19 protein-coding genes are annotated in these 22,692 nt (G+C 64.2%); 3 read left to right on the plus strand and 16 right to left on the minus strand.

Features of this window, described 5'->3' with window-relative positions; translation table 11 throughout:
• Position 1: 1 nt before the first annotated feature.
• From tssH to NCS03_RS26120, 5 genes are all read right to left on the minus strand, one after another.
• Positions 2-2,629 (minus strand): type VI secretion system ATPase TssH, encoded by a 2,628-nt coding sequence (tssH, locus tag NCS03_RS26100; protein WP_250479513.1) that lies wholly within the window; start codon positions 2,627-2,629, stop codon positions 2-4.
• Between the two features lie 95 nt (positions 2,630-2,724).
• Positions 2,725-3,807, minus strand: coding sequence for a type VI secretion system baseplate subunit TssG (gene tssG / locus NCS03_RS26105; RefSeq protein ID WP_250530099.1), 1,083 nt, complete (start codon positions 3,805-3,807; stop codon positions 2,725-2,727).
• The gene (tssF, locus tag NCS03_RS26110; RefSeq protein WP_250530100.1) at positions 3,783-5,669 is read right to left on the minus strand and encodes a type VI secretion system baseplate subunit TssF; all 1,887 of its coding nucleotides are present in this window, start codon (positions 5,667-5,669) and stop codon (positions 3,783-3,785) included. Before tssF ends, tssG begins: the two co-directional genes overlap by 25 nt.
• Before the next feature lie 17 nt (positions 5,670-5,686).
• Positions 5,687-6,193, minus strand: coding sequence for a type VI secretion system baseplate subunit TssE (gene tssE / locus NCS03_RS26115; RefSeq protein ID WP_250437628.1), 507 nt, complete (start codon positions 6,191-6,193; stop codon positions 5,687-5,689).
• A 16-nt stretch (positions 6,194-6,209) separates the two neighbouring features.
• Positions 6,210-6,800, minus strand: a complete 591-nt coding sequence (locus NCS03_RS26120; RefSeq protein WP_008346463.1) for a type VI secretion system tube protein Hcp — start codon at positions 6,798-6,800, stop codon at positions 6,210-6,212.
• Positions 6,801-6,944: 144 nt separating this feature from the next.
• Here NCS03_RS26120 and NCS03_RS26125 point away from each other — a divergent pair, with 144 nt between their 5' ends.
• Positions 6,945-7,427, plus strand: coding sequence for an Hcp family type VI secretion system effector (locus tag NCS03_RS26125; protein ID WP_008346465.1), 483 nt, complete (start codon positions 6,945-6,947; stop codon positions 7,425-7,427).
• Positions 7,428-7,431: 4 nt separating this feature from the next.
• Here the strand turns inward: NCS03_RS26125 and NCS03_RS26130 are convergent, their stop codons facing one another.
• The 11 genes from NCS03_RS26130 to NCS03_RS26180 all read right to left on the minus strand — a co-directional run bounded on the left by NCS03_RS26130 (position 7,432) and on the right by NCS03_RS26180 (position 18,693).
• Complete coding sequence (locus tag NCS03_RS26130; RefSeq protein WP_008346467.1) at positions 7,432-8,040, minus strand: chemotaxis protein CheB; 609 nt, start codon at positions 8,038-8,040, stop codon at positions 7,432-7,434.
• A gap of 90 nt (positions 8,041-8,130) precedes the next feature.
• Entirely contained in the window at positions 8,131-9,045 is a 915-nt protein-coding gene (gene gcvA, locus NCS03_RS26135; protein ID WP_250507946.1) for a transcriptional regulator GcvA, read from the minus strand.
• A gap of 78 nt (positions 9,046-9,123) precedes the next feature.
• Complete coding sequence (locus NCS03_RS26140; RefSeq protein ID WP_250503879.1) at positions 9,124-9,870, minus strand: SDR family oxidoreductase; 747 nt, start codon at positions 9,868-9,870, stop codon at positions 9,124-9,126.
• 289 nt (positions 9,871-10,159) lie between these two features.
• Positions 10,160-11,329: a dihydrodipicolinate synthase family protein gene (locus tag NCS03_RS26145; protein WP_250530101.1), complete on the minus strand. Its 1,170-nt coding sequence runs from the start codon at positions 11,327-11,329 to the stop codon at positions 10,160-10,162.
• A 6-nt stretch (positions 11,330-11,335) separates the two neighbouring features.
• Complete coding sequence (locus NCS03_RS26150) at positions 11,336-12,115, minus strand: 3-ketoacyl-ACP reductase (protein ID WP_250530102.1); 780 nt, start codon at positions 12,113-12,115, stop codon at positions 11,336-11,338.
• The gene (locus tag NCS03_RS26155; RefSeq protein ID WP_250530103.1) at positions 12,112-13,257 is read right to left on the minus strand and encodes an acyl-CoA dehydrogenase family protein; all 1,146 of its coding nucleotides are present in this window, start codon (positions 13,255-13,257) and stop codon (positions 12,112-12,114) included. The genes NCS03_RS26150 and NCS03_RS26155 overlap by 4 nt, the downstream gene beginning before the upstream one ends.
• A gap of 411 nt (positions 13,258-13,668) precedes the next feature.
• On the minus strand, positions 13,669-14,463 hold the full coding sequence (locus tag NCS03_RS26160; RefSeq protein WP_372492609.1) for a TetR/AcrR family transcriptional regulator: 795 nt from the start codon (positions 14,461-14,463) through the stop codon (positions 13,669-13,671).
• Between the two features lie 209 nt (positions 14,464-14,672).
• Entirely contained in the window at positions 14,673-16,337 is a 1,665-nt protein-coding gene (locus tag NCS03_RS26165; protein WP_250530104.1) for an alpha-amylase family protein, read from the minus strand.
• Between the two features lie 68 nt (positions 16,338-16,405).
• Complete coding sequence (locus NCS03_RS26170; RefSeq protein ID WP_250530105.1) at positions 16,406-16,894, minus strand: hypothetical protein; 489 nt, start codon at positions 16,892-16,894, stop codon at positions 16,406-16,408.
• Positions 16,895-16,978: 84 nt separating this feature from the next.
• Positions 16,979-17,437, minus strand: a complete 459-nt coding sequence (locus NCS03_RS26175; protein WP_008346482.1) for a PRC-barrel domain-containing protein — start codon at positions 17,435-17,437, stop codon at positions 16,979-16,981.
• Positions 17,438-17,598: 161 nt separating this feature from the next.
• Entirely contained in the window at positions 17,599-18,693 is a 1,095-nt protein-coding gene (locus NCS03_RS26180; RefSeq protein WP_250530106.1) for a transglutaminase-like domain-containing protein, read from the minus strand.
• Positions 18,694-19,286: 593 nt separating this feature from the next.
• Here NCS03_RS26180 and oxlT point away from each other — a divergent pair.
• Together oxlT and oxc are read left to right on the plus strand one after the other, a co-directional pair.
• Entirely contained in the window at positions 19,287-20,639 is a 1,353-nt protein-coding gene (gene oxlT / locus NCS03_RS26185) for an oxalate/formate MFS antiporter (RefSeq protein ID WP_175980184.1), read from the plus strand.
• Positions 20,640-20,924: 285 nt separating this feature from the next.
• Positions 20,925-22,667, plus strand: a complete 1,743-nt coding sequence (gene oxc, locus NCS03_RS26190; protein WP_175980183.1) for an oxalyl-CoA decarboxylase — start codon at positions 20,925-20,927, stop codon at positions 22,665-22,667.
• Positions 22,668-22,692: the final 25 nt, after the last annotated feature.

The raw sequence follows: 22,692 nt of genomic DNA on the forward strand, positions 1-22,692 counted from the left end.
TTCACTCGAACGCGTAGACGAAGTCGCCCGCGCTCGCCGAGAGCCGGATGTGCGCCAGCGCGCCGCCTTCGGTGAGACGCGTCAGATATTCCGTCGAGATGCGCGGCAGGACGGTGTTCGTGAGCAGCGCGTCGATCACGCGGCCGCCCGATTCGGCTTCCGTGCAGCGCGAAACGATGAGCCGCACGGCGTCGTCGTCGTACTCGAACGGAATGCCGTGATTGTCCGCGACGCGCCGCCGGATGCGTTCGAGCTGAAGCCGCACGATGTCGGCCATCATCGCGTCGGAAAGCGGGTAGTAGGGCACCGTGACGAGCCGGCCGAGCAGCGCGGCGGGAAACACGTCGAGCAGCGGGCCGCGCAACGCGCGCGCGAGTTCCTCCGGCGCGATCGCGCGCGCGGGATCGCGGCACATCGACATGATGACTTCCGAGCCGACGTTCGACGTCAGCAGGATGATCGTGTTCTTGAAGTCGATGTAACGCCCTTCGCCGTCTTCCATCCAGCCCTTGTCAAAAACCTGGAAGAAGATTTCGTGGACGTCGGGATGCGCCTTCTCCACTTCGTCGAGCAGCACGACGCTGTACGGACGGCGGCGCACCGCTTCGGTCAGGATGCCGCCCTCGCCGTAACCCACATAGCCGGGCGGCGCGCCCTTCAGCGTCGAAACCGTATGCGCTTCCTGAAACTCGCTCATGTTGATGACGATGACGTTCTGCTCGCCGCCGTAGAGCGTTTCGGCGAGCGCGAGCGCCGTTTCCGTCTTGCCGACGCCCGACGTGCCCGCGAGCAGGAACACGCCGATCGGCTTGTCGGGATTGTCGAGCCGCGCGCGCGAAGTCTGGATGCGCTTCGCGATCATCTCGAGCGCGTGGCGCTGGCCGATCACGCGGCGATCGAGCGCATCGGCGAGATTGAGCACGGCGGCCAGCTCGTTCTTCAGCATTTTGCCGACCGGAATGCCGGTCCAATCGGCGACGACGCCCGCGATCACGCCCGCGTCGACGCTCGGCAAAATCAGCGGCGCATCGGCCTGCAATTCGGCGAGACGCGATTTGAGCGACGCGAGGCGCGCGAGCTGGTCATCGCGTGAAGCGGCGTCGGCGGCTTCGCGCAACGTCGCGCGCAACGCAAGCAGTTCGTCGACGACGCGCTTTTCCTCCTTCCAGCGCGCTTCGAGCCCGCCGAGCGCATCGCGTTCGCGTGCGAGCATCGCGGCGACATCGGCTGCGCGCGTGCCGACATCGACGCCCGCATTCGCCTCCCGCGCGACGATCTGCGCCTCGACTTCGAGCGCCTCGATACGGCGTTGGCAGTCGTCGACGAGCGGCGGCGTCGCGTGCTGGCTGACGGCGACGCGCGCACACGCCGTGTCGATGAGCGACACGGCCTTGTCGGGCAACTGCCGCGCCGGAATATAGCGATGCGACAGCCGCACGGCCGCCTCGATCGCCTCGTCGAGCAACTGCACGCGATGATGCCCTTCGAGCACCGCCGCGACGCCGCGCAGCATCCGCACGGCCTTGTCCTCGTCCGGCTCCTGAACCTGCACGACCTGAAAGCGCCGCGTGAGCGCGGGATCTTTCTCGATGTGCCGCTTGTATTCGGCCCACGTCGTGGCCCCGATCGTGCGCAGATCGCCGCGCGCGAGCGCCGGTTTCAGCAGATTGGCGGCATCGCCGGTGCCGGCCGCGCCGCCCGCGCCGACGAGCGTATGCACTTCGTCGATGAAGAGAATCACCGGCTTCGGACTCGCCTGCACATCCTCGACGACCTGACGCAGACGCTGCTCGAACTCGCCCTTCATGCTCGCGCCCGCCTGCAAAAGCCCGAGATCGAGCGACAGCAGCGCGACCTCGCGCAAGGGCGGCGGCACGTCACCGCGCGCGAGCCGCTGCGCGAAGCCTTCGACCACGGCGGTCTTGCCGACGCCCGCTTCGCCCGTCAGCAGCGGATTGTTCTGCCGCCGCCGCATGAGAATATCGACGAGCTGGCGAATCTCGTCGTCGCGGCCCGTAACGGGGTCGAGCTGGCCGCGGCGCGCCTTGTCGGTGAGATCGGTCGCGTATTTGCGCAGCGCTTCCTGCTGGCCCATGGCGGCGGGCGCGGCTTGCGCATCGGCCGCGTCCGGCTGCGGCTCGGCTTCGCTTTCCTCGACCGAATCCGCGACGATGCGCGCGAAATTGTCCGACAGGTCTTCCGGCTTGATGCGCTCGAATTGCCGCGATATGCCGACGAGCACGCTGCGCAGCCGCTGCGTCTTCAGCATGCCGACGAGCACATGCCCGGTCCGCACTTTGTTCGCGCCGAACAGCAGCGTGCCGTAGACCCAGCCGCGCTCGATCGCATCGCCGATGTGCTCGGAGATGTCGGAGATCGACGTCGCGCCGCGCGGCAGGCGATCGAGCGACGCCGTCAGCTCGCGCGCAAGGGCGGCGGCGTCCACGCCGTAATGCGCGACGATGCGCTGCCAGTCGGAGTTCGGCGTCTCCAGAATCTGCATGATCCAGTGCGCCAGCTCGACATACGGATTGCCGCGCATCTTGCAGTAGACCGTCGCGCTTTCGACGGTCTTGTAGCCGAGCCTGTCGAGCTTGCCGAACAGCGCGACACGACTGATTTCCGCCATCGCCGGACTCCTTTTTTTTCGATGCGCGCGGATCGAAGGCGCGCCTCCATCCGATAAGACGGCGCAGCGGCGGCTTTTTTTCAACGTGTCCGCGTTCAGGCGAGATGCGCGTCGGCGTCGAGCGCGAGATCGGCGCAATCGGCGCGGCGCGCGGCGAGACCGAGCCACGCCGAATAGCCGAGCCGTCCGTAGCGGCCGAGCTGCGCGGTCGGCACGTCGTCGGCGGCGAGGACGAGTTGCGCGTCCCATGCAAGCTCGCCGTTCAGATGCCGGCGCACCACGGCGACGAGCGTCGGCAGCGCGGCGCCGCCCGGCAGCAGCGACTCGAACTGCGCGAGCGACAGCGGCCCGATCGCGAGGCGAAACGCGTGCTGCCGATCCCACACCGCGCGTCCCAGCACCGCGCCGCGTCCGAGTTGGGCGAAGCCCGCTGGATCGCCGGGACCGCGCATCGCCCGATGCCGCAACGCAGTGCGCTCGTCGCGTTGCAGCGCCATCCAGTGCCCGCGATACGGCTCCACGCGCACCGGCACGCGCAAGAGCGCGCTCGCGATCGCTTCGAGCACGTCGGCGGGACGCGTCTGCATGTTGGCGAGGCCCGCGAAATGCAGCTTCGCGTGATCGGAGACGGCGTCGCGATTGCGGCTGGCTTCATCCGCGAGTCCGATCAGCGCGCCCGCATAGAAGGCGAAGCGGTCGTGGCCGGGACGATCCAGCCACGCTACCGGCCGTCCCTGCGCCCACGCGCGATAGAACAGCAGCAGGAATCGATGCAGCAGCGTATCGAGCAGGCGCACGAAAGCCGTGTCGCCGCGATGCAGCGCGCGCTCGCGGGCGAAGTCCGTCAGATGCAGCGGCAGCGGGCCGTTCGGTCCGAGATAACCGAAGAAGCGCTGTTCGAGGCGCGGCGCGCGGGCGTTCTCATCGCGTGTGAGCGCGGCGAGCGGCGCGGGCGCGAACGAAAGCGATACGTCCTGCGCGAGACGCAGCGGCTCGTCGGCGGGACGCGCGCCGCAGCCGAGACGCGGCAAGTGCGGCGTCAGTGCCTCGACGTGCCGCATCAGGCGATAGAAATCGTGCAGATGCGGCTCGGCGGCGACTGCATCGAAGAGATCGACGAGTGCGCGCGCAGGCTCGGGCAGCGCCGCCGCGCTCAGAAGATCGCTCTCGTCCCGCATCGCGGCGCCAGGCGCAGGATTTCGCCGCGCGCGCTCGTGCGCAAAGCGGTCTGCACGAACGCGTTGATCGACACGTAGCGCGCGAAAAAGCGGTCCAGCACGCAGCCGAAGAGCCACGCGCTGCCGCCCTGAAACGCGAGATCGTCGACGAGCACGTCGATCATGAGGCCGCGACCGAACGCGATCGGACCGGGCATCGGCAGACGGCGCACGACGCCGCGCGCATCCACGGCGGCGACGCCCGCGACCTGGCTTCGCCCCGCCTGGTCGGCGTCCGCGACATGCAGCATCAACAGCGCGCGCAACGCGGCGGCGGCTTCGCGCGGCCCGTTCGACACCGACAGGTAATGTAGCGACAATTGATCGATGAGCCGCCAGCTCCGCGCCGCGTCGAGATTCGCGGGCGCGGGCCGCGACGGGCCGCTCACAGAGCGCACGCGGCTCACGGGCGCGGCGATGTCGAGCGAGAAATCGTCGCCGGTGGCGCTGCGCGGCATCATCAAAGGCAGATCGCGATTGGTGCAGAGCGTCGCGAACGACAGTTGCCGCAGGGAGCCGCGATACGGCGCGGCGTTGGGGTCGACGATCGATACATACGTCTCGCTGCCCACGTATTCCGTGCGCGCGCCGCTCTTGCGCCGTCCGGCGGGCACGATGCGCGGCTCGCGCTCGGTCGTGAAGTACGCGGCCTCGCCGGGGCGGTCCGCGAGAAAGTCCGCGTAGAACGGATGGAATGTCTGCTCCGCATCGTCGTTCGCGCCGTAGCCCGAGACGGCAGTGACGGAATGCACTTCGAAGTCGAGCGGATGCGTGCGGTCCGGCACGACATGAAAGCGCGCGGCGGCTTCGGTCACGAGCGCGCGATCCGCGTGCTTCGCGAAGAGATTGATCGCGGGCACGCAATCGAGCAACACGTTGTCCTTGGTGACGATGCGTTCGAGCGACGCATCGCCGTTCGCGAGCAGAAACGTCAGTTCGATTTCGCGCGATGCGAACGACGGCAGCACATCGGCGAACCCGGCGAGGCGCGCGAATCGAAACCGCTCGGGCAGCGCGAAATACTCATGCAGCAGCCGATAACCCTGAAACGCGTTCGGCGTGACGGGCAGGAGCGCTTCGCGATCGCCGAAACCGGCGGGCGCGACGGCATCGGCGGGCAACGCGGCAAGCGCGCGGCTCGGGCGCTCGGGCGTCGATACGACGACGGCGAGCGTCCCCGACATCACGAGTTCGTACAGGCGATACGCGGTTTCGTCGCCGCCCGCGAAATGCAGGTTCAGCGCATCGAGACGCAATACGTCGAAGGACAGGCCTTCGGGCGTCGCGAGGCGGATGCGCAGCGCGCCCTTCACGCGCGGCGCGAGCGTCTGCGTCGCGGGAATCGCGGCGAGCGGCAGGTCCTGCATCTGCGCGACATAGCGCGCGTCGGTCAGCTCGATCGGCCAGAGCGTGAGATCGGCGCCGGTACGGAATTCGCACGGCGTCATGTGCGCGCTCGCGGCATGCCGGGCGATGAGCGCGGTGCCGCGCGGCACGGTGAAGCCATCGGCGAGATTCGGATTCGCGAGATCGGGCGCGAGACGGGCGATCAGCATCGAAGGCGTCGGGCAGGCGGCCTGCGGCAGCACGACATGCGCGAGTTGCTGCGTGAAGCGCGGAAACTCCTCTTCGATCTTCAGTTGCACGCGCGCCGCGAGAAACGCCGTGCCTTCGAGCAGACGCTCGACATAGGGATCGGCCACGTCGATGCCGCTCATGCCGAGGCGCGCGGCGATCTTCGGAAACTGCTGCGCGAACTCCGCGCCCATCTCCCGCAGATGCGCGAGCTCGGTGTTGTAGTGACGCAGAAGTCGCGGGTCCATGTGCGTGGTCGTCGTGGTCAGCGCGGGAGTTCCATCACCGTGATGCCGCCTTCTTCCAGATCGATCTGCGTGCGCAGCGCGAATTCCAGCGGCACGGGCTGCGCCCAGAGCAGGCCGCGGATCACGAGCGCGATCTGGTTGTGCATGTCGAGCACGGAACGGTCGAGCACCGGCTCGATTTCGAGCGTCGAGGGATCGATGCGCGGCTCGAAGCGCTCGATCGCCTGGCGAATCGCCTGTTCGAGCAATACCGTGTCGATGGTCGATGCGAATCGCCCCGACAAACACGGCAAGCCGTAATTGAGCACCGACGCGAACGCGTGCGGAAAGTCGTCCTCGACGATCGCATCGCCCAGATTCGTCGTGTTGAAGAGCCACGACACGTCGCGCAGCACGGCCGCGCGCAGCCCGCGATGCGACATGAAGCGCTCGCCGGGCGGATCGGCGCGCGTGGCGGGATCGTCGTCGATCAGGCGGTCGAGCAGCGTGGGCTGCAGACGGTCGGCGGCGCTGGGCTCGTTCATCGCGCGGTCCTTGCGCTCAACTCACGCGCCGCGTCGATACATCGAGCGCGAAGGTCACTTCCGCGCCGCGGCTGCCGGTCGCGGTCTGCGGCGCACAGGTCATCGTCAGTTGTTGCGCCGACAGTTCGAAGACCTCGCAGGGCCGCGCAAGGCGCACGCTCGTGTAGATCTGATAGTTACGGATGTACGCCTGCTCCAGCTTCATCGACAGATATTCGATCTGCACGCCGTGGTCCGTGCCCGCCGCCTTGAAGCACTTCACATGCGCAACCGCGAGCAGTTCGGCCTGCGCGCACAGCTTCGCGAGGACGGGCGAGGCCGAGTCCACCGACTTGATGACGCAAAGCGCCGTGACGCGCATGTCGTTGGCATTGAGCGCGGCGGCGTGCGGCGCGGCGTCGTAGCCTTGCGCCCAGCGCCAGCCGTGGATCTGCATCGGCGTGTCCCAGTCGCCGCGCTTGGCCGCTTCGCCCTTGACCGGCGTGTTGCTGCGCTTGGGGACGACGTGCAGGAACATGTCGTCCGATTCCGTGAGCGCGAGCAGATCGAACTGGCGCAGGGCGTCGAGCGTGAGGTGGCTGTCGGGGCGCGTATCGCTGGGTTGCATCGTGCTCATCCGGTGGACGACGGTCTGAACACAAGACGGCGCACATCGCGCGATTTTGAAGTTCAAAAATGCGCGGTGCGTTTCGTTTTACCAGTGGATTGCACGCGCGGCGCGCAACGAAAGCCGATCACGACGGAGGATCACATGGCTACGACCGACTGTTATCTCAAGATCGATGGAATCGACGGCGAGTCGAAGCACAAGGGGGCGGAAGGGCAGATCGAAGTGCTGAGTTTCAACTGGGGCGTGACGAACGCGAGCAACCCGATGACGGGCAGCGGCAGCGGCATCGGCAAGGCGTGCCCCGGCGTGTTCCAGTTTGTGCATCAGTACGACAAGTCCGCGCCCACGCTCAAGAAGAACTGCGCGAGCGGCAAGCACATGGCGAACGCGAAACTCACCGTCAGCAAGGCGGGCGAAGGGCAGAAGGAATTTCTCACCGTCACGATGAAACAGGTCACGGTGACGAAGGTCTCGCTGATCTGCGTGCCGAATGGCCATCCGGAGCAGACGGTCGATCTGAGCTACGCGGACATCGAGTTCGAATACAAGCCGCAGGACGACAAGGGCGCGCTCGGCGGCGCCGTGAAGTTCGGCTGGGACGTGCGCAGCACCGAAGTGCGTTGATCCGTCAGGCGCTTCCCGCGCGGTCGGCCCGCGAGCGTGCTCGCTGACGCGCCAGCGGTCCGAGCAGATGGCTGATTTCGGCGACCGACAGAACCTGATCGGGGCTATCGAAATTCAGGGCGTTCATCGGCATTTGCGGCGCTTCGGCCTGCGCGGGATGTTGCACGATGCTCATTCCGCCCGCCGCCTTGATCGCCTGCAAGCCCCGCGTTCCGTCGCCCCCGCCGCCCGTCAGCACGACGCCCACGACGCGTCCGTGAAAGCACGCCGCCGCCGATTCGAAGAGCGGATCGGCCGCCGGGCGCACGTGATGGACCTTGGGACCGTCGTCGAGCGCGAGATGGCCGTCAGCCGATACCACGAGATGACGGCCCGGCGGCGCGAGATAAATGCGTCCGGGCTCGATGCTTTGTCCGTGACGCCCGTATTCCACGGTGAGCGACGTATGCCGCTGGATGCACTCGCCCAAAAGACGCGGCCCTGTCATTCCCGAATGGAGCACGATCAGAAGCGAGCCTTCATAGTCGGGATCGAGCGCACTCACGAGCCGGCATAGCGCCTTGAACCCGCCCTGCGAAGCTGCAACGACTGCAATGTCGCGTCGCACCGTCATGCTTGTCCTTGATTGTCTCTGAAGTTTTCTCCGTGGACCTAGCAAAGAAGATGCCGCGCGCCCGGATGACCGGCGACGGGCGCGCCTGTTTCAACGAACGCCGGCTTCTTCCAGCAGCCATTCCTTGAACGCGATCACGGGCGCATGGGCCGCGCTTTCCGGCCGATGCACGAGGTAGTACGCCAACTCGCAACTCTGGACGATATCGAACGGCTTGACGAGGCGGCCTTCGGCCAGATCGCGTTCGACGAGCGTCGTGCGTCCGAGCGCCACGCCGTAACCGGAAATCGCGGTTTGCAGGCCCATCGCGGAATCGTTGAGCTGCAGTCCGCGGTCGGTATCGATGCGGTCGCGGCAGCCGGCATGCAGCAGCCACGAACGCCACGTCGGGAAGAGACCGGCGCCGGTCATCGACGTATCGTGGATGAGCGGATGATGTTGCAAATCGGACGGCGCTCTGAGCGCGTGCTCGCCTTCCATCAGCGCCGGGCTGCATACCGGAAAAAATTCGTCGCGCAGCAGGAACGTAGAGACGAGGCCCGCCCATGCTCCCGCGCCGTAGCGTATGCCGACGTCGATCCGTTCGGCCGTGAAGTCGGTGAGGCGGCCGCTCGTGTCGATCCGCAGGTCGTAGTAAGGATGTCTTCGCTGAAAGCGTTCGACGCGCCAGAGCAGCCAGCGATCCGCGAAAGCCGGCGGCACGGTCAGCGTAAAGACGATGCGCGACTTGCTGGCCTTCAGCCGTTCGACGGCACTCGACAGCAGATCGAAGCCGCCTTGCAGATCCGGCAGCGCAGCGCGGGCAGCGTCGGTCAATGTGAGACGCGACGGTCCCGATGCCGATCGATGGAACAACTCGATATCCAGATAGCTTTCGAGTCCGCGAATCAGTTGGCCGACCGCGGCCGGCGTGACGTTCAACTCGTCCGCCGCCGCAGCGTAGCTCAGATGCCGCGCGACCGCCTCGAAGGCTCGCAGTGCGTTCAGATTGCTGGGCGCTCGCATGTTTCGTCATTCAGCCGTGGGATCTCGTGAATGTACAGAATCATGGTGACGCGTGCATCCGCCATCGAAGGCGATGCGTCAGAGCTGCGTCAGTCCGCCATCCACGACGACTTCGGTGCCGGTCACGAACGATGCATCTTCGCTCGCGAGAAAAAGGGCGGCACGCGCGACTTCCTGTGCTTCGCCGAAACGCTTGAGCGGCACGGCGGCTTCGATGGCCGCGCCCGCATCGGCGAGTTCCTTGTCCGACAAGCCCAGTTTCGTGTGAAACGGCGTGGCGATCGGGCCGGGGCTCACCGCATTGATGCGAATGCCACGCGGCGCGAGTTCGGCGCCGGCGGTGCGAACGAGCGAACGCAGCGCGGCTTTCGTCGCGGAAAGAATGGACAGTCCCGGCGTGCCGGTTTCATTCAGGAACGAAGTCGTGACGACGATTGCGCCGCCCTTCGGCAGATGTGGCGCCGCCTTCTGGATCGTGAAGAACACGCCGTTGAAGTTGAGCGAGAATTGCGCTTCGATCTGTTCGGGCGTCACGGCTTCGAGCGGCGCGGCCTGGCCGGCTCCGGCGTTGGCGAACACGATGTCGATACGGCCGTGGCTCTCCACGATATCGACGATCGCGCGATCGATCTGCGCCGGATCGCGCGAATCGACTTTGAGCGCGATCGCCGAATCGCCGAGAATCCGCGCTGCTTCGTCGAGCCGGCTTTGCGTCGTGCCGGTGACGATGACCGTCGCGCCTTCCTTCTGAAACAGCTTGGCCGCTTCCAGTCCGATTCCCGACGTGCCGCCCGTGATGAGCGCGACTTTGTTCTTCAGTTTCATGGCTTGCTCCTTCGATCGATGTTTGAGGTCAGGGGTGTTCGCTTGATTGCGCTGCCCGGTGACTCAACTATCGGCGAGAGGCCCGACACCGGCAAACGAGAAGATCTGCCAACGCGGAGAAGAAAAACTTTTCGGGTGTTGGAGAGGCGCAAGCGATCCTGATGCGCGCGGATCGCGTGGGCGCAGCGGGCCGATAGGCCAGCCGAGTTCGATTCTCAGGCCGCGGCGTCCGAGCGCGCTCACGTATGCCAGCGCCCGTGAATGCGTCAACGAAAGCAGATTCGCGCGCTCATGCCTCGATGCCGAGCGGCGCGAGCACCTTGCGCATGCGCTCGATCGCGAGCGCCGGATCGCGCAGCAGACGCGCTTGATCCGCGAGCCGGAACACATCCGCGAGATAGGCGGGCGGGCGCATGCCGTGATGTCCGCCCGGCATGAAGAAGTGATCCTGAAAGCCGTTCAGATACGCGAGAAAGACCACGCCCGTCTTGTAGTACTGCGTCGGTGCGCGAAAAATGTGGCGCGACAGCGGGACGGTCGGCGACAGCAACGCATGAAAGGTGTCGAGATCGTCGTTTGCGAGTGCGGCGAGCGCCTGCGACGCCGCTGGCGCGATCGCATCGAAAATGCCGAGCAGCGCGTGCGAAAAGCCGTGCTCGTCGCCGGCGATGAGACTTGGATAGTTGAAGTCATCGCCCGTGTACATCTTCACCGATGACGGCAGGCTTCGGCGAAACGCGATTTCCTTCGCGTCGTCGAGCAGCGAGATCTTGATGCCGTCCACCTTCCCGACGTTCTCGCCGATCACCTCGAGGCACACGCGCGCCGCGCCTCGATGATCGTCCGCGCCCCAGTAGCCTTCGAGCTCGGGATCGAACATCTCGCCGAGCCAGTGAAGGATCACCGGCTGATCGCACATCGCGAGCACTTCCCGATAGACGCGCCGGTAATCGTCCGGCGTGCGCGCGACTTTTACGAGCGCGCGGCTCGCCATCAGAATGACGCGGCCGCCCACGCGTTGCACGGCTTCGAGTTGCTGCCCGTAGGCGCGGATGACTGCATCGCACGTCGAGATATCGCGCGGCGCGACATGATCCGTGCCGCAACCGGACGCGATGCGCGCGCCGGGAATGTCGCGCGTGCCCGCGATCGTGCGCGTGATCAGTTCGAGCGCGCTCGGCCACGGCAAGCCCATGCCGCGTTGCGCGGTATCCATCGCTTCGGCGATACCCAAGCCTTGCTGCAACAGATAGCGCCGATAGTCGAGCGTGCGCGCCCAGTCGATGGCGGGCGTGCCGTTCAGTTCGACCGCGCGCAACGGATCCGCGACGACGTGCGCCGCCGAATACGCGATGCGGTTGAAGGGCGCGGCGGGCGTGCGTACGTCGAGCGGCACGCCTTGCAGACGATATGTCTCGAGTGTGCCGGATGCGGTCGGGAGCGTGATGGTCGAGTTCATGTCGGATCAGTATTTGGTGACGAGCAGGCCGCCGTCGACACGGATGGCCTGGCCAACGCTGTAGGGCAATCCGCCGGTGGCGAGCGTGCGCACGGCGACGGCCACTTCCTGCGGCGTGCCCCAGCGATTGATGGCGGTGAGACCTTGCTCCATTTGCTGGTCGTAGCGTTCCTTCGACGGCGCGGTCATCTCGGTCGCGATGAGTCCCGGCTGCACTTCATACACGCCGATGCCGTGCGGCGCGAGCCGCAGCGCGAACAACGTGTTCGCCATCGAAAGCCCGGCCTTCGATACGCAGTATTCGCCGCGCAACGGCGACGCCGCGACTGCATTCGACGACGTGATCGTGATGACGCTCGGATGCGCCGCGACGCTCGCGCGCGTTCGAGCCAGCATGTGCTTCGCGAACGTCTGCATGAGAAAGAACGTGCCGCGCGTATTGGCCGTCATGCAGCGGTCGAAACTTTCCGGCGTGACATCGAGCAGATCGCCGCGCGACATGACCGAGACGCCCGCGTTGTTCACGAGGCAGTCGATCGTGCTTTCGAGCCGCGCTTCGATATCGAGCAGCATCGGGCGATGGCTGTCGATATCGGCGAGATCGTTGATGACGGCGATGGCGCGCGCGCCGCTTGCCTCGACATCGCGCACGGCCTGATCGAGTTCATCGGATGCGGCGATATCGGTGAGGGCGATATCGAAGCCCGCGCATCCGAGTTCGATGGCGATCGCGCGTCCGATGCCGCGCCGGCTGCCCGTCACGACCGCAATGGGCCGCGCGCTCACAGCGATGCTCCGTTCGCGACGAGATCGCGCGCGATGATCGTGCGCTGAATCTGATTGGTGCCTTCGTAGATCTGCGTGATCTTCGCGTCGCGATACAGCCGCTCCACTTCATAGCCGCGAATGTAGCCGCTGCCGCCGAATATCTGCACGGCGTTCGCGCTGTGCTTGACGGCGGTATCGCCCGCGAAGCATTTCGCCATCGAACAGGCGATGCTGGCGCGGTCGCCCGTATCGAGACGCTCGGCCGCGTCGTGCACGAGCAGGCGCGCGGCCTGAATGTCTTTCGCCATGTCGGCGAGCATCCACTGCACGCCCTGAAATTCGGCGATATGGCTGCCGAACTGCTTGCGCGTCTGCGCATAGTCGAGCGCGGCTTCGAGCCCCGCCTGCGCGATGCCGACCGCCAGCGCCGCGATGCCGACACGGCCCTTGTCGAGCACGCTCATCATGATGTGAAAGCCGCGTCCTTCTTCGCCGAGCAATGCATCGTGACGCAGCTTCACGCGATCGAAATGCAGCTCGCCCACTTGCGACGCGCGCTGGCCCATCTTGTGTTCCTTCGGTCCCTTCGACACGCCTTCGAGATCGCAATCGACGATGAAGATGCTCATGCCGCGCTTGCCCGCGGCGGCATTCGTGCGCGCGAGCACGAACGCGACATCCGCGACGGGCGCGTTGTGAATCCACAGCTTCGCGCCGTTCAGCTCCCAGCCTTCGGCGGTGCGCGTGGCCGTGGTGCGAATGCCGGAGACGTCGGTGCCCGCATCGGATTCGGTGATGCAGTACGCGGGCCGCAGCGCCGCGCGCAACAACGGCTCCATGTACTGCGCGCGCTGCGCCTCGGTGCCGTGCACGCTCAGCAACGTGCCGACGAGTTCGAGCAGGCCGCATTGATCCGCCACCGACGAATAGCCGCGCGACAGTTCTTCCATGACGAGCGCGTACGCGGCGGCATCGAGACCCGCGCCGCCGAATGCTTCCGGCACCGTGATGCCGAAAAGCCCGAGCTCGCCCATCTGCCGATAAACCTCCGCCGGAAAGCGCTCTTCGCGGTCGAGTTCTTCCGCCAGCGGACGGATGACTTCCTGCGCGAAGCGGCGCGTCGTGTCGCGAATCTGTTGATGTGTTTCCGAGAGTTTCATGCCGTCTCCGATCGATATGAAAAGGCCCGCAATTTGCATTCGGCCGACCCGTTCAGATAAACCCGAGCGCCTCGCAGAAGACCTTGAATTACGTGGTTTCGTGTGCCGGCATTCGCAGCAAGTAACCATCTGGTGGGTTATTTAAGACCAACGAAACGCCGCTGTCAACGTGTTTCGCGGCCGATGAAAACGGAGGATGACTTGAGCAAGTGGATGCAGGCCGCCGACGCGGTGCTCGCGCAACTTGAGGCGCGTTTCCTTGGCGACCGGGCACTCGCGCGATCTGACGATCGTTCGTGCGCTCGGCATCGGCGATGGCAAGGGCAGCGGGCCAGGCCGCCTGGCTCACGAGGGAAGGGTCAGGCGTGTGAGCGGCTTCTCGCGGCCGCATAAGCGGCGCGAACGTATTCGCTATTTGCGGATGGTCCGCAGCACCGTGTCGATGTTGAAGGCGAGGCGCGCATCGAGCGCTTCCTTGTCCATGAAGTCGAAGTCGAAGATCAGCCCGCTCGTAAAACGGTTGGTCAGATAGTAGTAGCTGATGCCGGCCATCGTGATGTGCAGTTGCCGCGGATCGATGCCGCTGCGAAATGCGCCCGATGCGACGCCGCGATCGAGGATGCGCTGCAGCATCGACGTGAAGTTCTGATGGAGTTCCATGAAGCGCGCGGACTTCTTCACGTGACGAGCCTTGTGAAGATTTTCGTTGCTGACGAGGTTCAGGAATTCCGGATGACGAAGGTAGTGGTTCCAGGTATGTGTGACGAGGGCGGCGATCGCATCCTCGGGTGACAGATGATCGAGATCGAGTTTTTGCTCGGCGGAACGGATGTCGGCGTAGACATCCTCCAGCACTTCGAGGAACAGGTTCTCCTTACTGCCGAAGTAGTGATAGATCATCCGCTTGTTGGACTTCGCGCGGGCCGCAATGGCTTCGACGCGAGCGCCATCGAGACCGAGTTTCGCGAACTCCTTCTTCGCCGCTTCGAGAATGCGGGCGCGTGTGACTTCGGGATCGCGCTGTCTGGGTTGGCGAGTGGCGGTAGCCTTCGTGGCTTTGGCGGATTTCGCGGCCGCTTTTTCTGGCGTGGTCGCAATGGTCATGGGGTTCTCATGCACAGAAGTCCGGGAGCCGGCCAATGCCGGCGGTCTGGCGACGACTATAAACCAAAACGTTCGTCTTAAGAGAGTAACCGGGTAGTGCATGGAATGAGGCAGACAGGGTGACGACGAGTGAATCGAAAGCAGCCCTGAAGCTCCCGCGCGAGGCGATACCCACCGCGATGTATATCGACGGCAGGCATCACGCGAACGCGGAGTGCGAATTCATCGCGCGCAAGCGTTCAGGCCATGGCGTGCCGGTGGCGGCGACGGCGCGCCCGCGGCCGCACGTCGATGGGCCATGCTCTCCAACGTCAAACTTCGCTGCGCTTCAGAAGATAATCGAGACCGCCTGCGCGAAACCATCGATAGCCATACGGCTCCAGCACGACCGTATGCTGTCCCTTCGCATCGCCCTGACTATGATCGTCGGATAACAGATTGACCAGCACGTCGTTCTCTCCAGCGCCGAGGCCGACCCGAAACTTCACGGTGCACGCCGCGGCGCTGAAGTTATGCAGGCAGACCACCGAATTGTTTCGCCAGTCGTAACGCAGCGCAAGCACGTCGTCGCGCGATGCCTTCAGAATCGCGAAGTCGCCCCAGCTTATCTCGGGCACTTCCTTGCGCATCCGGATCATTCTCTCCATCCAGTTCAGCAGCGAGTCCGGATCGCGGCGCTGGCTCGCGACGTTCACACGTTCGTAGCCGTAGGGTCCGCCAGAAATCACCGGGCAAACGGGACGCGCGTGCTTCGTGAAACCGGCATGCGGCTCCGTCGACCATTGCATCGGCGTTCGCACGCTTTCGCGCTCGGGCAGGCGCAGGTCGTCGCCCATGCCGATCTCATCGCCGTAGCGCACGACGGGCGTGCCCGGCAGCGTCAGCATCAGGCTGTACGCAAGCTCGAGCCGATGACGATCTCCGTCGAGCATCGGTGCAAGACGACGGCGAATGCCGCGCTTGTACAGTTGCATGTCCGGCTCCGGGGCGAACGCCGCGAACACGGCTTCGCGCTGCGCGGGCGATAGACGGCCAAGATCGAGTTCATCGTGGTTTCGCAGGAATACGCCCCACTGCGCGGTTGCGGCGCGCGATTTCGTCGCGTCGAGCGCGTTCTTCAGAGGCGTGGCGTCGGCGCACGCGAGCGCATGAAACGTGTTCTGATTGACCTGGAAGTTGAACATCATCTGCAATCGCTCGCCCGCGTCGCCGAAGTATTTCATGTCGGTGTCGGGCAGCACGTTCGCCTCCGCGAGAATGATCGCGTCGCCCTGACGCCATTGCAGGAACTCGCGAAACATACGCAGCATGTCGTACTGCTCAACGGGCCGCTTCACCTGTGCGCCCTTGGCGGCGATGACGAACGGGACCGCATCCATGCGAAAGCCCGAAACGCCGAGCTGAATCCAGAAGCCCATGATCTTCAGCAACTCCGCCTGCACGAACGGATTGGATGTATCGAGGTCGGGCTGAAACTCGTAGAAGCGGTGGAAGTACCACATGGCCGCTTCCTTGTCGTAAGTCCACGTCGTCTTTTGCACGCCGGGGAAGACCACGCCGTCCTTCGCGTTGGCCGGCCGCTTCTTCGACCAGACGTACCAGTCGCGATATTTCGAATCGGGATCGCGCCGCGCCTCACGGAACCACGGATGCTGATCCGACGTGTGATTCACGACGAGATCGATCATCACGCGCAACCCGCGTTGACGGCACGCGTGCGTGAAGTCCGCGAAGTCGCCGAGCGAGCCGTATCGCGGATCGACGTTGTAGTAATCGCTGATGTCATAGCCGTTGTCGCGGCCAGGCGACGGCTGGAACGGCATCAGCCAGATGGTGGTGATGCCGAGCCCCTGAAGATAGTCGAGCCGCCGCAGCAAGCCCTGAAAGTCGCCGACGCCATCGCCGTTCGCGTCCATGAACGTGCCGACGGACAGGCAATAGATGATCGCGTTCTTGTACCAGAGGTCGTTGACCATACCGATCGCGTGAAGTCGATGAAGGGCGAACCGGGACGGTGCGCCCCTGCATTGCTTATTACATATGCTTATTGCTTCTTCGCGGCATCGACCTTCGCTTCGGCCGCTTTCTTGTTCGCGTCGTTCTGGGCTTCGACCTTGTTTTCATCGGCCTTGGCCTGCGCTACGTTCGCATCGTGGGCGGCGTCCTGCTTCTTCCTGTCCGCCTTCGCCTGGGCATCGTGCATCTTCTTGTTGGCCTTGCTCTGCGCGTTGGCCGCGTCGTTTCGCGCGCCCGATGCCTCCGCAGCCGTGGTCGCCTTCGCGCCCTTGGCGGCCTTCTTGTCGGCATCGGCCTGAGCGGAAGCCTTGTCTTCGTCCGCCGATGCCTGTGCCTTGGCCGCATCGCTCTGAGCTTCGGCCTTCTTCTTGTTCGCCGTCGCCTGCTCCTCCATCTTTTCGCTGTTTGCCTTCATTTGAGCCTTTTGCGCGTCCGAGGCATCTGCGGCGACTGCCGCGTGCTGAAACGCCGTCGTGGCGAGGAGTGTGGACGCGATAACAGCGATGAGCTTTTTCATGATCGATATCTCCTGTACATCTGTTTTTGAATGACTGCTCCCGACGCGGCGGGCTAACGGCATCGCCGATCAATGAAGTTCGCTTCAGAGTTCCGGGGGCACGTTGCGATACGTTGCGTCGTCCCGCTCGAAGCGTTGCCAATAGGGCGGCCGGCTGTAGTACCGGTGAATCGAGTCGGCCCACGAGCGATCTGCCATCGATGGCCACGCATCCTTGTCGAAGCCGGGCGCGCTCTTCACTTGTTCCGTGGTCGCTGAAATCCGAAAGCACTTGTTGTTGGTATCCAGCGTCAAGGCGCTCCATGGAATCGCGAGCAGCTTGTCGCCGATCCCAAGGAAGCCGCCGCTCGAAAGGACCGCATACGCGATGCGTCCGGATGTGACGTCGAGCATGATCTCCTTGATCTTGCCGACATCGTCTCCATCGGAACTCAGTACGTTGTTTCCATCCAGCGTGCTCGCGGCCATGACGTCGGGGCCCGGACCATCCGCGGTCTCGGCGCCTTTCCCGACAATGTTCATCTGGCTTGTATCGACTGACATGATTTGTCTCCCAATGAGCCGACGTTCGACATCGGCATGTCGTTATCGACGCAAAGAACGTTCCGCATATTGGGAGACTGCTTTCGTACGACCGTCGGATGTTTTGCGACTGGATGCTTCTCAGTTCGCCGCGGGACGGACCGTTGCAGTCAGTGCTCCAGTCAGCGTGCCGTCACGCGAATGAGCCTTGCTGCCGGACCTTGATTGATGGGCGCGTCTGCGCTATCAGCGGCGACGCGCCACTTCGGGAACGTGCCGGAGCTGTCGACTTGCCACGCATCACCCGCTTCATCGACGTAGATCGCGCTCGCGCGTCCCTTGGCAGCCGATGTCCTGCGCGCACGCGGCGCATCGCGGTCGAATGACCGGCTGCCCAGCTCGTTGAAGACCGTCGCAAGCGGGCGGTCTGCCTGACCCGACTCGCTGAGCGGAGCGGCGTGCGGTCCTGCGGGCGCGCGCAGCACTGCTTCGGCAGGCTTGCGACCAGCGAGGATCGCGGAGAGCAGCGCCGACGGACCAGTCCGGTCAGATGCTTCGGAAACCTTATCGTCTGCACGCTTCGCGGATGCCGCACCCGGTGAATCGAGCGTGAGCGGCTCGCTCGCGTTGTCGATCTGCACGACGAGGATGACGTGCCAGTCGTCCGGCGTGTTCCTGTAGCGCGGCGCGAGCGACACGAGACGCATGCGCGCGATGTCGAAGCCCGCGTCGCGCAGCAGCAGATATTTGGCGACGGCGAAATCCTTGCACACGCCGCTTTCGATGAAGAAACGCGCCGGCGCGTAGTAGCTGCCATCGGTTCCGTCGCGGTAGCGGATCTCGTTGACGAGCGCGTCGGCGAGCAGCGCGGCCGAGCGATCGCCGGTCTTTGCGCGCGCGGCCTTGACCTGCGCAACGAGCCGAGTCCATCCGGCGGGTTCGCGCATCTGATGGATGCGCAGCGCTTCGCGCAGGCGCTGCACGCGGCCGATCGCATCCGATGATGGCTCGAGCTTGCTGTCGGCAAGGGGCAAGAGAAAGATCAGGTCGCCGACCTGCGCGAGTTCCGGGCGCATCTTGCGGTTGGCTTCCCACCATGTGCCGGTGCGCAGGCGCTCGATGCCGGCTTTGAGCGCGTGAGGCGTGGCCGTATCGTCAGGAACCGCGACATGCGCGCCGGATGCGGCTACGTTCGCTGCGCCCGCGACGACGGGTAAAAGCAGCGCGGCTGCCAGCGAGCACTGGAGAAAGCAGACAAGCAGTCGGGCGAGTGGCATGGGCGGACTCCTGACAACCGTACCGCGCGCCAATGCGCCCGGTGACTGGAAGCCGCTCATGCTGTTCAGTATCAATGGCAACGCGGGCTTTGAACCGACATTGCATGCGACGTGCCAATTTTCATTGGCACGCCAGATCGTTGATTAGACGAGACATTGCGATCGTGAACGGGAATGCCGCAAGTCCGCGGTGATGGCCGCCGACCAACTGCCGCGCGATATCTGTTGCCGTCGCGCGGACATTCCGGCGCGCGCACATAGACGTGGCGGCCAATCTGGCCCCGTCATCCATTCACGATAATTAATCCAAACCGAAATTTTTAATAACTTTCCCTTATATTTTTTCTCGCGCACGATGCTCACACTGTCCACTCTCGATACCACTTGGAGGAAAGCGCGGACGTAGCAGGAAACGACGGCACACCTCGATCGCGTGCCCGTCGAGCGAAATCGTTGCCTCAATACACGCGCCACTCGCGCGCGTCAATCGGCTTTCCCCCTGCACGCCCGTCTCGCAAACAAACCTGACGCATCGGCTTTTCAGCACGACATCAAGCGCCGAACGAGCGCAATGACACATAACGGAGACAGACATGGTGAGCGCAGATACGACGGTGGCCGGGCAGTCGCACGGGCGTCGTCAGAACAGGTGGGTGCAGTTGGTCATCGGCATCGTCTGCATGGGGCTGGTCGCCAATTTCCAATATGCGTGGACGTTGTTCGTCATGCCGATGGACGCAAAGCACCATTGGGGGCAAGCGGCGATTCAAACCGCCTTCACGATCTTCATCGTGACCGAAACGTGGCTCGTGCCTGTCGAAGGCTGGCTCGTCGATAAATTCGGACCGCGCCCGGTGGTGATGGGCGGCGCGATCTTCGCTGCGATTGGCTGGATCATCGACGCCCATGCCACCACGCTCATGCATCTGTACATCGCCGCAGTCGTTGCGGGCATCGGTGCCGGCTGCGTGTACGGTACATGCGTCGGCACGGCGCTCAAGTGGTTCCCGGACAAACGCGGTCTCGCGGCCGGCCTGACCGCGGCGGGCTTCGGCGCGGGCGCGGCCGTCACGGTGATTCCGATCTCGAACATGATCCAGAGCTCAGGCTACGAGCATGCGTTCATGTTCTTCGGCATTCTGCAAGGCGCCGTCATATTCGTGCTTGCACTGTTGCTCGTGCGGCCGAATCCGCCGAAAGGCATCGTGCCGGCCAAGCGCATCGTGGCGACCAAGATCGACTACACGACCGGACAGATGGTGCGAGCGCCCATCTTCTGGGTGCTCTATGCGATGTTCGTCGCGGTGGCGGCGGGCGGTGTGATCGCCACTGCGCAATTCGGGCCGATCGCCAAGGAATACGGCTTCGCAAGTTTGCCAGTGAGTCTGTTCGGCGCGACCTTGCCGCTGCTCGCGATGACCTTGTCCATCGACAATCTGTGCAACGGCTTCACGCGCCCGCTATGCGGTTTCATCTCGGACAAGATCGGTCGCGAAAACACCATGTTCATCATCTTCCTGGGCGAAGGCGTCGCGCTGCTGGGGTTGATGCAGTTCGGGCAGAACCCCTACATGTTCATGCTGTTCGCGGCGCTGACCTTCCTGTGTTGGGGCGAGATATTCTCGATCTTCCCGGCGACCTGCGCGGACACCTTCGGCAGCAAGTACGCCGCCGCCAATGCAGGAACGCTATACACGGCCAAGGGCACGGCTTCGATGATGGTGCCGCTCGCGTCGGTGCTCGCGTCGCTCGGTTCCTGGAACGCCGTGTTCATCGCTACCGCGATCACGTCGATCGCGGCGGGCGTGTGCGCGAAGTTCGTACTCGCGCCAATGCGTCGCCGATGGATAGAGAACACGGTCACGCAGGCTTCGCCGCAGTCCTATATCGACTTGCCCTTCCAGACCGACTGGACGGACGCGCCGAGCAAGTCGTCGACGCGATGAATCCCGCCTGCTGATACCGAAGCGACGCGTTTCAAGCGCACGCTGTCGCGCGTCATCCGCAAGAGCTGCGCATTCGATTTGAAAAAAGAAAGGCCGCGTGACAGATGTCCGCGGCCTTTCTTTTTTTAGCAGTGCCGCGCCTGATCTGATGATCGTCAGCGCGTTGACACCGAAACATCTCATCTAAGGGTTCATCCCGATCCCGAACAGCAAACTAAGCTTTGACAAATTCTGTATCTAATATCTAGTATATCACCAACATAACCGGCCCTCTGGGGGAGACAAATGGCAGACGTACTCGAGGCAAGAACACAGGAAGCCGCCGAAGTTCAGGCGCCGCAATTGACCGACGGTTTCCATCTCGTCATCGACGCGTTGAAGCTGAACGACATCGATACGATCTTCGGCCTCGTCGGGATTCCCATCACCGACCTCGCGCGACTCGCTCAGGCCGAAGGCATGCGTTTCATCGGCTTTCGCCATGAGCAGCATGCGGGCAACGCAGCCGCGATCGCGGGCTACATGACGCAGAAGCCGGGCATCTGCCTGACGGTGTCGGCACCGGGCTTCCTGAACGGACTCACGGCGCTCGCCAACGCGACCACCAATTGCTTCCCGATGATCCTGATCAGCGGTTCGAGCGAGCGTGAAATCGTCGATCTGCAGCAGGGCGATTACGAAGAGATGGATCAGCTGAACGCGGCGAAGCCGTATGCGAAGGCCGCCTATCGCGTGCTGCATGCGGAGGACATCGGCATCGGCATCGCGCGTGCGATCCGCGCGGCCGTGTCGGGCCGTCCGGGCGGCGTGTATCTCGATCTGCCCGCCAAACTGCTGTCGCAGACGATGGACGCGCTCAAGGGCCAGCAATCGCTCATCAAGGTGGTCGATGCCGCGCCGCGTCAGTTGCCGTCGCCGGATTCGGTGAAGCGCGCGCTCGACGTCATCAAGGGTGCGAAGCGTCCGCTGATCCTGCTGGGCAAGGGCGCAGCGTATGCGCAGGCCGACGCGCAGATTCGCGAACTGGTGGAGAAGAGCGGCATCCCGTATCTGCCGATGTCGATGGCCAAGGGCCTGCTGCCGGACACGCATGCGCAATCGGCGTCGGCTGCGCGGTCGTTCGTGCTGCAGGAAGCGGACTGCGTCGTGCTGATCGGCGCGCGTCTGAACTGGCTGCTCGCGCATGGCAAGGGCAAGACGTGGGGCTCGGCGCCGAAGAAGTTCGTGCAGATCGATATCTCGCCGACCGAAATCGACAGCAATGTCGCGATCGCCGCACCGCTGATCGGCGACATCGGCTCGTGCGTGGCGGCGCTCGTCGAGGGCATCGGCGCGGATTTCCCGAAGCCGTCCGTCGAATGGACGGGCGCGATCAACGAGCGCAAGAACAAGAACCTGGAGAAGATGGCCGCGACGCTCGCGAAGAATCCGTCGCCGATGAACTTCCACAGCGCGCTGCGCGCCATTCGCGACGTGTTGAAGACGCGCCCGGACATCAACGTCGTCAACGAAGGCGCGAATACGCTCGACTATGCGCGCAGCATCATCGACATGTACGAGCCGCGCAAGCGCTTCGATTCCGGAACGTGGGGAATCATGGGCATCGGCATGGGCTTCTCGATCGGCGCCGCGGTGACGAGCGGCAAGCAGGTCGTCGCGATCGAAGGCGATAGCGCGTTCGGCTTCAGCGGCATGGAACTCGAAACCATCTGCCGATACGACTTGCCCGTCTGCACCATCGTGTTCAACAACAACGGCGTGTATCGCGGCACCGATGTGAATCCGACCGGCGGCAAGGACGTCGCGCCGACCGTGTTCGTGAAGAACGCACGCTACGACAAGATGATCGAGGCATTCGGCGGCATCGGCTACAACGCGACGACGCCCGAAGAGCTCACGCATGCGCTCGAAGAAGCGATCAAGTCGGGCAAGCCGACGCTCATCAACGCAGTGATCGACGAAACGGCCGGCACGGAGAGCGGTCGCCTGACGAATCTGAACCCGCAAAGCGCGGCATCGAAAAAGTAACCAAGACTAGCCACCCAGGAGAAAT

Origin of the sequence: Caballeronia sp. ATUFL_F1_KS4A (assembly GCF_023630905.1) — a bacterium.
GTDB classification, from domain to species: domain Bacteria; phylum Pseudomonadota; class Gammaproteobacteria; order Burkholderiales; family Burkholderiaceae; genus Caballeronia; species Caballeronia zhejiangensis.

What these genes read in the sequence shown, in the direction of transcription:
- gcvA (WP_250507946.1), bottom strand. Translation starts at nt 9,045, where the DNA reads ATGCGAGCGCCCAGCAATCTGAACGCACTGCGAGCCTTCGAGGCGGTC.
- NCS03_RS26140 (WP_250503879.1), bottom strand. Translation starts at nt 9,870, where the DNA reads ATGAAACTGAAGAACAAAGTCGCGCTCATCACGGGCGGCACGTCGGGA.
- NCS03_RS26145 (WP_250530101.1), bottom strand. Translation starts at nt 11,329, where the DNA reads ATGAACTCGACCATCACGCTCCCGACCGCATCCGGCACACTCGAGACA.
- NCS03_RS26155 (WP_250530103.1), bottom strand. Translation starts at nt 13,257, where the DNA reads ATGAAACTCTCGGAAACACATCAACAGATTCGCGACACGACGCGCCGC.
- oxlT (WP_175980184.1), top strand. Translation starts at nt 19,287, where the DNA reads ATGGTGAGCGCAGATACGACGGTGGCCGGGCAGTCGCACGGGCGTCGT.
- NCS03_RS26120 (WP_008346463.1), bottom strand. Translation starts at nt 6,800, where the DNA reads ATGCAACCCAGCGATACGCGCCCCGACAGCCACCTCACGCTCGACGCC.
- NCS03_RS26170 (WP_250530105.1), bottom strand. Translation starts at nt 16,894, where the DNA reads ATGAAAAAGCTCATCGCTGTTATCGCGTCCACACTCCTCGCCACGACG.
- tssF (WP_250530100.1), bottom strand. Translation starts at nt 5,669, where the DNA reads ATGGACCCGCGACTTCTGCGTCACTACAACACCGAGCTCGCGCATCTG.
- tssE (WP_250437628.1), bottom strand. Translation starts at nt 6,193, where the DNA reads ATGAACGAGCCCAGCGCCGCCGACCGTCTGCAGCCCACGCTGCTCGAC.
- tssH (WP_250479513.1), bottom strand. Translation starts at nt 2,629, where the DNA reads ATGGCGGAAATCAGTCGTGTCGCGCTGTTCGGCAAGCTCGACAGGCTC.
- tssG (WP_250530099.1), bottom strand. Translation starts at nt 3,807, where the DNA reads ATGCGGGACGAGAGCGATCTTCTGAGCGCGGCGGCGCTGCCCGAGCCT.
- NCS03_RS26125 (WP_008346465.1), top strand. Translation starts at nt 6,945, where the DNA reads ATGGCTACGACCGACTGTTATCTCAAGATCGATGGAATCGACGGCGAG.
- NCS03_RS26160 (WP_372492609.1), bottom strand. Translation starts at nt 14,463, where the DNA reads ATGCACTACCCGGTTACTCTCTTAAGACGAACGTTTTGGTTTATAGTC.
- NCS03_RS26130 (WP_008346467.1), bottom strand. Translation starts at nt 8,040, where the DNA reads ATGACGGTGCGACGCGACATTGCAGTCGTTGCAGCTTCGCAGGGCGGG.
- oxc (WP_175980183.1), top strand. Translation starts at nt 20,925, where the DNA reads ATGGCAGACGTACTCGAGGCAAGAACACAGGAAGCCGCCGAAGTTCAG.
- NCS03_RS26175 (WP_008346482.1), bottom strand. Translation starts at nt 17,437, where the DNA reads ATGTCAGTCGATACAAGCCAGATGAACATTGTCGGGAAAGGCGCCGAG.
- NCS03_RS26165 (WP_250530104.1), bottom strand. Translation starts at nt 16,337, where the DNA reads ATGGTCAACGACCTCTGGTACAAGAACGCGATCATCTATTGCCTGTCC.
- NCS03_RS26180 (WP_250530106.1), bottom strand. Translation starts at nt 18,693, where the DNA reads ATGCCACTCGCCCGACTGCTTGTCTGCTTTCTCCAGTGCTCGCTGGCA.